This window comes from bacterium (genome assembly GCA_023135785.1).
GTDB lineage: Bacteria > CAIJMQ01 > CAIJMQ01 > CAIJMQ01 > CAIJMQ01 > CAZNJA01.
In genome coordinates this window covers 1-4,183 of the sequence record JAGLSL010000080.1, presented here as the reverse complement: position 1 = coordinate 4,183, position 4,183 = coordinate 1, and the positions used below count along the sequence as shown (strand labels likewise).

The 4,183-nt window shown below is 34.3% G+C and carries 7 protein-coding genes; all 7 read right to left on the bottom strand.

The window, feature by feature from the left end; all coding sequences use genetic code 11:
• Positions 1–434 precede the first annotated feature (434 nt).
• The gene (locus KAS42_05900) at positions 435–719 is read right to left on the bottom strand and encodes a DUF2007 domain-containing protein (GenBank protein ID MCK4905750.1); all 285 of its coding nucleotides are present in this window, start codon (positions 717–719) and stop codon (positions 435–437) included.
• 21 nt (positions 720–740) lie between these two features.
• Positions 741–1,586 carry a formylglycine-generating enzyme family protein gene (locus tag KAS42_05895; protein ID MCK4905749.1) on the bottom strand — a complete coding sequence of 282 codons (846 nt, stop codon included), beginning with the start codon at positions 1,584–1,586 and terminating at the stop codon, positions 741–743.
• Positions 1,570–2,025, bottom strand: a complete 456-nt coding sequence (locus KAS42_05890) for a restriction endonuclease (GenBank protein ID MCK4905748.1) — start codon at positions 2,023–2,025, stop codon at positions 1,570–1,572. The genes KAS42_05895 and KAS42_05890 overlap by 17 nt, the downstream gene beginning before the upstream one ends.
• 710 nt (positions 2,026–2,735) lie before the next feature.
• Complete coding sequence (locus tag KAS42_05885; protein MCK4905747.1) at positions 2,736–3,014, bottom strand: hypothetical protein; 279 nt, start codon at positions 3,012–3,014, stop codon at positions 2,736–2,738.
• Positions 3,015–3,043: 29 nt separating this feature from the next.
• Positions 3,044–3,511 (bottom strand): hypothetical protein, encoded by a 468-nt coding sequence (locus KAS42_05880; GenBank protein MCK4905746.1) that lies wholly within the window; start codon positions 3,509–3,511, stop codon positions 3,044–3,046.
• A gap of 13 nt (positions 3,512–3,524) precedes the next feature.
• Positions 3,525–3,860, bottom strand: coding sequence for a hypothetical protein (locus tag KAS42_05875; GenBank protein ID MCK4905745.1), 336 nt, complete (start codon positions 3,858–3,860; stop codon positions 3,525–3,527).
• Positions 3,857–4,183, bottom strand: a 327-nt coding sequence (locus KAS42_05870; GenBank protein MCK4905744.1) for a hypothetical protein, incomplete at its 5' end; no start/stop codon positions are given. The genes KAS42_05870 and KAS42_05875, both read right to left, overlap by 4 nt.

Below are 4,183 nucleotides of genomic sequence, written 5' to 3'. Positions count from 1 at the left end.
AAATCTTGATATTTCCTGCTCATATTTTTTCTTTAATTCTTTAAGACGACCTAATTCTTCCTTAAGTACACCGTTTAAAACTTCCATTTTTAGCCCTCTTGTTATTAGACATATTTTGTTTTCGCTCAACCTGTCTGGTAACTAATTATAATTTAACAATGCGTTACCAGACATTTGCGTTGATATTATAATATGTCTGGTAACTGGAGTCAATGGAATAGTAGTAATGTGGTCATTGCGAGCCCGAATATAATGAGGGTGTGGCAATCTCGAAGATTGATTCACTTTTGATTTGATACAACATTGGACGATAGGCGACTTTTTTTGAAAGCAATATATCGTTTATAACCTAAAGCTAAACACAAACGACGCAATTCACTGGTTTGTCTTAACCGTCTGGTAACTGCTTTAGCGCTCATATCAACTTTCATGTTTTAATCCTCTTCCGAATTTTTGTCGGATTTTTCTGAATTCTTTGGTAGATTAATTATGTCAAAAGAAAGTTTAAGACCTTTTAAAACTTCTTTTGCTTCTTCAACCTGGTCTTTCTTAACCATAAGTCTTGCAGGTGCAACGAATGAGCTATATCCCAAATAATTGAAATTTTCACCTTGGAAAAAATAAGTTATACCGCCACTGTCTAATATAGACTTAATTATTGCTATATCGCCGGGATTAGAAGTAGCTAAAACCGCCGTGTAATCAATGTATTCTGTCATGATTTCCTCTTCTACTATAATTTAAAAAGTTCGTACACATCGAAACCCGTATGGCATAAATTTATAGTCTTGAAGTCCTCTGGCTCGTTTAGCACAACGGCAGTCATCAGGAATACTCATCCAATCAGCACCACGAAGCACACGATATTTTCCTTTACGCGGCCCTCTTGGATTTTTTCCAGGGCTTTTGGAATAATAACCAGAACTAAACTGGTCATTGCACCATTCCCATACATTCCCATGCATGTCATACAATCCAAATGTATTAGGCTTTTTACTCCCAACCGGATGGGCTTTGTTTTGCAAATAAGTTTCCCCCCTTAAAGAAGTCCAAGTAGGTGCGTTACTATTATGCCAAGCATATTCTTTTAATTTTTCCTTATCATCTCCACAACAATATTTCCCCATACTTCCTGCTCTACAAGCATATTCCCATTCTGCTTCCGTGGGAAGGCGGTAACCATTTTTTGAAAAATCGCATTGCCAAGTTTTTTCGTTATAACAGGGTTGTAATCCTTCCGTCTCAGATTTTTTATTGCAATACCTTGCCGCATCGTTCCAACTGACTCCCGTTACAGGCATATTTTGTCCCTGCTCGTAAATAGAACTCGGTTTCCCCGTTACCCTTTGATACTCTTCCTGTGTAACTTCATATTTATCCATATAGAAACTGTTTATATAAACCTTATGAGGAGGCCTTTCATCATAACCTTCTTTATCCGCGCCCATTACGAATTCCCCTGCAGGAATTAAAACCATTCTATCTTCTTTTGCCTTTTCTTTAGCAGGCAAAGAAAGAGATATTAAAAATGCAAAAAAGCCAAATAATACCCAGATATATTTCCATTGTCTATTCATTAGTATCATTTTTTGCCTCCTGCAGGGGCTTAACTATATCTTCTTTATCTATAGTTTTTAACAAATCATTTAATTTATCTCTATCTATCAACTCTACATTGTTAGATTTAGCTAATTCAACTGCAGAGCGAGTAAAAAAATTATTGGTAACAACCATGCCTTTATCTGCATTATAGTGTTTTATAGCGGCAACTACTTCCTGTATAGCTTTGTTAGTTATTTTATTAGTATGTTTCTTGGCTTGCACCACAATCTTTTCCCCTGCTTTGCTAATAATTAAATCTGCCCCTTGATCACCGGAAAGTTTTGTATTTGCCACTGTATAATCCATCTTTTCAAAAACATTTTTTAAGAAATGTTCAAATTCGTACCCCGTAAGCCTGTCAATTTTCTCACTAGATACAGTAATGGATTTTTTAGATGTAATACCTGCTTCAAACTCAGCCATTTCGATTTCTTCCTTAGTTTGTTCCAAAATTTTATCTATTTCCCTTGGGTTGAAGTCCACCTGATTTTCTTTAAGGATGTCAATGAAGAACTCTTTATGGTTTAAGTATTCTTCAGCATATGATTTAATGAAATTTTCGCAATATTCTCGCAAGTTTCTTGGCATATTGGATGTAATTTTCTCTTTGAAGTTCTCATATTCAACTAACATTTTTATCTCTATTTCATCAAATTGAAACCCCTTTGAATTGAGTAAATTTTGTAGCTTGGTTAATTCTTTGGGCTCAATTATTCCTTCTTCATCGTATTTGTTTTTATAATATCTTGCAAAATTCACTAAATATTTATAAGACTCACTTGATGCGAAACGCTTTTTCTGTTCGTCAAATTTCCCTATTTTTTCTATCATTTTCCGAGTACTCTCCTGGGCATTAATTGTAGAAACAATTATTATGATAACGGGCACGCCAATAAATAAAGCCAGTGGTATCAAGAGTATCTTCCAAAATAGTGGTCTGTTAAAGTCAAACAGAAAAGGCAAAGACATTATATAAATTAGAATGACCGTAAAAATAAATGCAAAACATCCTGTCCCTGTATCTGATTTTTTAGCCATTGTTTAAAAATATTTAGAAATAATCCTGTAAAATTTACTTCAACAGTTTAGCTTTTGGACAATGCCAGATGTTAATATATCAAAATAGTAAAGAACTAGAATTCGATTTCACCTCTTAAAAATTTCTCTGCTCTGCTCTTTAGGTCAATTCGTAAATGTTTAAATTTACCTTCTTTCGTAACCTCTGTCGGCATTGTTTTAATGTAGCCACGACCATGAAGTTCCTCTAATTCGTTTATTATTTTTTTCTCAGGAACTCCCAATGCATTTGCTAAAATTTTACTGTCGACTCTTCGCCTAAGTTTCAGAACAGGATCCGCACTTGAAAGCTGATTAATTTTTCCCAAAATTTCTCGTGCTCTCTTTTCTTCCATCTTGTCTCCCTCCTTCCATTTTCGTTCTATTATTTCTCTCTAACTGACTTCATCAACAAATCTGTTGGAATCCAGCCCTTCCAAGACACAGCACCTCCTGATTTCTTTATCACATATACTCTTGTAGAAAGAATGCCAACATAATCAACTTCAATCTCGTCTCCCTTATTGAGGATAGTAACCAGATTTTCTGTAAATCCCGACATGCTTGTTGGGACGTCTTTAGTTTTTAGAACACCAATATCATCATCTGTTATGACGTAAATCTTCCCTGAATATAGAAAAGTCGATTCACTATTGGTATAAGTAGGAGTATACAAAGAAGAGTTTTCTGGAATTTCAAATAAGGAGAAACACCCATTTATAAGCGTAATTACTCCAATAGTTATAATTACTATAATTATGATTCCTATTGTGATTGCCTGTTTCTCACTCTTTTCACTTATGTTTTTTAGAACTTCTTCTATTTTTTGTTTTTCTTCTGGAGTTGATGACATAGCGTTCTCCTTTTTATCTTATTTCTTTGACCTTTTCATCCTCATTTCTTAATCTCTTAACCAATTCTTTAATTTGTTCTAGGGAACTGGGATATCCTGGTGTATTTACTATTTTTAATCCTTCATCTCCATAATTTTCTTTTATCTTTTGTTCTATATTATGAACACCCTCTAAATTTTTCAGTGTTCTGAAAATTTTCTTATGGAGAGGAGTAGAAAAATTGCTTTCATTAAGCTCATCTAACGCTGTAGCATATGCTTTGGCTGTTGAGGATTTTTCAAGCCATTTACCTAATAGATATTCTTTTATGCCTGTAAGTATTTTACGTTCATCCAACAATCTATTCATCTTTTCCTCCTCATTTTATAATCATAATTTTTATCAAAGTCAATAGTTCCGAATAAATTGGTAACTTCTAATTGTTTTGCATGGGTCAAGTATTCGTTTACCATATTCCTATATCCCTCCCTCAACATTACAGAATATCGTCCAATTTTAGCATTATTAATTAATGCGTTATCTATTCTTACAACAGACATTACTTCTATGAGCGAGGAAGTTAGAAAAACTTCGTCGCAGGATTTCAGGAAATCTACATTTACCCCATTAGAAATAGTCCCGACGTTACGTCGGGACGTACAATTATCTAAAGGCGACCTATTTCTAACGGG

Excerpts from the sequence above, each read along its gene's own strand:
- KAS42_05900 (MCK4905750.1), bottom strand. The coding sequence starts at position 719 with ATGACAGAATACATTGATTACACGGCGGTTTTAGCTACTTCTAATCCC.
- KAS42_05895 (MCK4905749.1), bottom strand. The coding sequence starts at position 1,586 with ATGATACTAATGAATAGACAATGGAAATATATCTGGGTATTATTTGGC.
- KAS42_05890 (MCK4905748.1), bottom strand. The coding sequence starts at position 2,025 with ATGGCTGAGTTTGAAGCAGGTATTACATCTAAAAAATCCATTACTGTA.
- KAS42_05885 (MCK4905747.1), bottom strand. The coding sequence starts at position 3,014 with ATGGAAGAAAAGAGAGCACGAGAAATTTTGGGAAAAATTAATCAGCTT.
- KAS42_05880 (MCK4905746.1), bottom strand. The coding sequence starts at position 3,511 with ATGTCATCAACTCCAGAAGAAAAACAAAAAATAGAAGAAGTTCTAAAA.
- KAS42_05875 (MCK4905745.1), bottom strand. The coding sequence starts at position 3,860 with ATGAATAGATTGTTGGATGAACGTAAAATACTTACAGGCATAAAAGAA.